Below are 2,576 nucleotides of genomic sequence, written 5' to 3'. Positions count from 1 at the left end.
GTCGAATCAGCGTGCTCGAATGGCAGGCGACGAACGGTGATTTCGGTCCATTCGGCGGGGGTCACGCGGTGAGCCTTTCGATGAGTTCCCGATATCGAGCCGATGTGCGCTCGATGATGTCGGGCGGCAGCACGGGGGGAGTGCCGCTGAGGTTCCAGTGGGCGGCGAGCCAGTCGCGCACGATCTGCTTGTCGAAGCTTGAGGCGCGGTCGCCTGCTGCATACAGCTCGGCATCCCAATAGCGGCTGCTGTCCGAGGTCAAGACTTCATCGCCGAGGGTGATCTGCCCGTCGCTGTCGGCGCCGAACTCGAACTTGGTATCGGCCAGAATCACGCCGCGTTCTTCGGCAATGGCGGATGCCGCGGCAAAGATCTGCAGAGAAAGATCGCGAAGAGCGGCGGCCGTCTCTGCGCCGACCAGCTCCACGGTGCGCTCGAAGCTGATGTTCTCGTCGTGTTCGCCGAGCGGTGCCTTCCACGCGGGGGTGTAGATCGGCTCCGGCAGGCGGTCGCCGTCCGCGAGACCTGCGGGCAGCGGTACGCCGCACACACTCTGGGTCGCCTGGTATTCCTTCCAGCCGCTGCCCGTGAGGTAGCCCCGCACAACACATTCGACCGGGAACATGTCCAGCTTTTTCACGAGCATCGCCCGCTCGGCGACGGCCTCGGGCACAGGCCCATCCACGAGGTGGTTGGGCACGTCAAGGCGGTCGAACCACCAGCGGGTCAGCGTCGTGAGGAGAGCACCCTTGCCCGGGATGCCCGGCTCAAGCACGTGATCGAAGGCGCTCACGCGGTCGCTGGCGACTACGAGCATCCGATCGGGATGATCCGCGCGGTCATAGAGGTCGCGCACCTTGCCGGAGTATGCGTGCTGCCAGCCATCGGCCGACAGGTCAGCGCTCATGCGCTGGGCTCCACGACCCGCAGAGCGATATCAGTGCGGTGCTGTTCGCCCTCGAGCTGAATGGCGTCAACGGCCCGGTAGACGCGGTCGCGGGCATCGGCGAAGTCCGCGCCGCGGGCAACAACGCTGAGCACACGTCCGCCGGTCGAAACAAAGTCATCGCCCGTTCGAGCCGTGGCCGCATGGGCGATGGTGACGCCGTCGATAGCGAGGGCGTCGTCGATTCCCGTGATGACGCGGCCGGTGATCGGGGTCTCGGGGTAGCCCTCGCTCGCCACGACCACCGTCACCGCCACCTCAGGCGAGAACTCGGGGCGGGGCAGCAGCCCGAGCCCGCCCGTCGATGCGGCAAAGAGCAGGGCGCTGAGCGGGGTGATGAGGCGGGGCAGCACCACCTGCGTCTCGGGGTCGCCGAACCGGGCATTGAATTCGATGACCCGAATGCCCTTGTCGGTGATGATCAGGCCGCAATAGAGCAGGCCGATAAACGGAGTCTGCTCAGCTGCGAGCTGGCGAACGGTCGGCACGGCGATCGTCCCGATGACCTCGTCGACGAACGTGTCGGGGAGCCACGGCAGGGGGGAGTAGGCGCCCATGCCGCCCGTGTTGGGGCCGGCATCGCCGTCGCCAAGGCGCTTGTAATCCTGGGCGGGGCTGAGGGGCAAAACATCGTGCCCATCGGAGAAGAAGAAGAGCGATACCTCTTGGCCGTCGAGAAACTCCTCGACGAGCACGCTGCCCTGACCCAGGTAAAACTCGGCGTGGGCGATGGCGGCATCGCGGTCGGCGGTGACAAGAACACCCTTGCCCGCGGCGAGGCCATCGGCCTTGATCACGTAGGGGGCGCCGAACTCGTCGATCGCGTCGATGGCCTCGTCGAGGGTGCCGGCGCGGGCCGCACGGCCGGTCGGAACCCCTGCCGCCTCCATGATGCGCTTGGCGAACGTCTTGCTGCCCTCAAGCTGTGCCGCGGCCTTGCCGGGCCCAAAGACGGCAATGCCCGCCTGGCGCACCCGGTCGGCCACTCCCGCGACGAGCGGAGCCTCTGGCCCGATGACGACCAGCTCGATGTTGTTGTCGACCGCAAAGTCGGCCACGACGGTCGGGTTTGTGGGGTCGAGGTGAATTACGGGAACATCGGCGGCGATTCCGGCGTTGCCCGGGGCGGCGATGATCTCGTGCGCGGCATCCTCCGCAAGCAAGGCCGTGACGATGGCGTGCTCGCGGGCACCGGAGCCGAGTACAAGAATTTTCACCATGCCAGAGTACCGGTCACCCGTGAACCCACGCCACGGAGCGTCGGTTAGGCCGCGGGCGACTCCGGGTCTTCCTCGCGAAGACGCCATTCGGCAATGAAGTCGTCGACCGTCTTGGTGGCGAGATCGCGGCGCACCTCGTCGAGCAAGAAGTCGGGCGAGCCGACATCGGCGCGCGTGCGCAGCACTTCGCGGCCCGTGTCGATACGGCGAATGACCAGGTCGGCGGGGGCAATTCCATCGCCAAAGCCCAGCGCGACCACAACAGCGGCGACAGTCCAGTGCCACGCAGAGACAATCCGAGACGCCGTGAGCGGCTCTAGGTCGGCGGTCAAGTAGTTGGCGGCGACATCCATACAGCCAGTGTGGCATCCATAACACTGGCGGCAGGCCCCTTGCTACCGTTGCATGCA

Annotated in this window: 3 protein-coding genes; all 3 read right to left on the bottom strand. The window is 66.5% G+C overall.

The features are described from left to right. Positions 1–61 precede the first annotated feature (61 nt). The 3 genes from AC062T_RS04045 to AC062T_RS04035 are packed head-to-tail and all read right to left on the bottom strand — an operon-like array spanning position 62 to position 2,519. The gene (locus AC062T_RS04045) at positions 62–907 is read right to left on the bottom strand and encodes a phosphoribosylaminoimidazolesuccinocarboxamide synthase (protein ID WP_476027633.1); all 846 of its coding nucleotides are present in this window, start codon (positions 905–907) and stop codon (positions 62–64) included. After that, positions 904–2,163 (bottom strand): phosphoribosylamine--glycine ligase, encoded by a 1,260-nt coding sequence (purD, locus tag AC062T_RS04040; RefSeq protein WP_476027631.1) that lies wholly within the window; start codon positions 2,161–2,163, stop codon positions 904–906. Before purD ends, AC062T_RS04045 begins: the two co-directional genes overlap by 4 nt. A 47-nt stretch (positions 2,164–2,210) precedes the next feature. Then, positions 2,211–2,519 (bottom strand): hypothetical protein, encoded by a 309-nt coding sequence (locus AC062T_RS04035; RefSeq protein WP_476027629.1) that lies wholly within the window; start codon positions 2,517–2,519, stop codon positions 2,211–2,213. Positions 2,520–2,576 lie beyond the last annotated feature (57 nt).

The organism is Homoserinimonas sp., from assembly GCF_056262345.1.
Note: the sequence above shows the minus strand (reverse complement) of the source record. Positions and strands in the feature narration are given on the sequence as shown.

What these genes read in the sequence shown, in the direction of transcription:
- AC062T_RS04035 (WP_476027629.1), bottom strand. Translation starts at nt 2,519, where the DNA reads ATGGATGTCGCCGCCAACTACTTGACCGCCGACCTAGAGCCGCTCACG.
- AC062T_RS04045 (WP_476027633.1), bottom strand. Translation starts at nt 907, where the DNA reads ATGAGCGCTGACCTGTCGGCCGATGGCTGGCAGCACGCATACTCCGGC.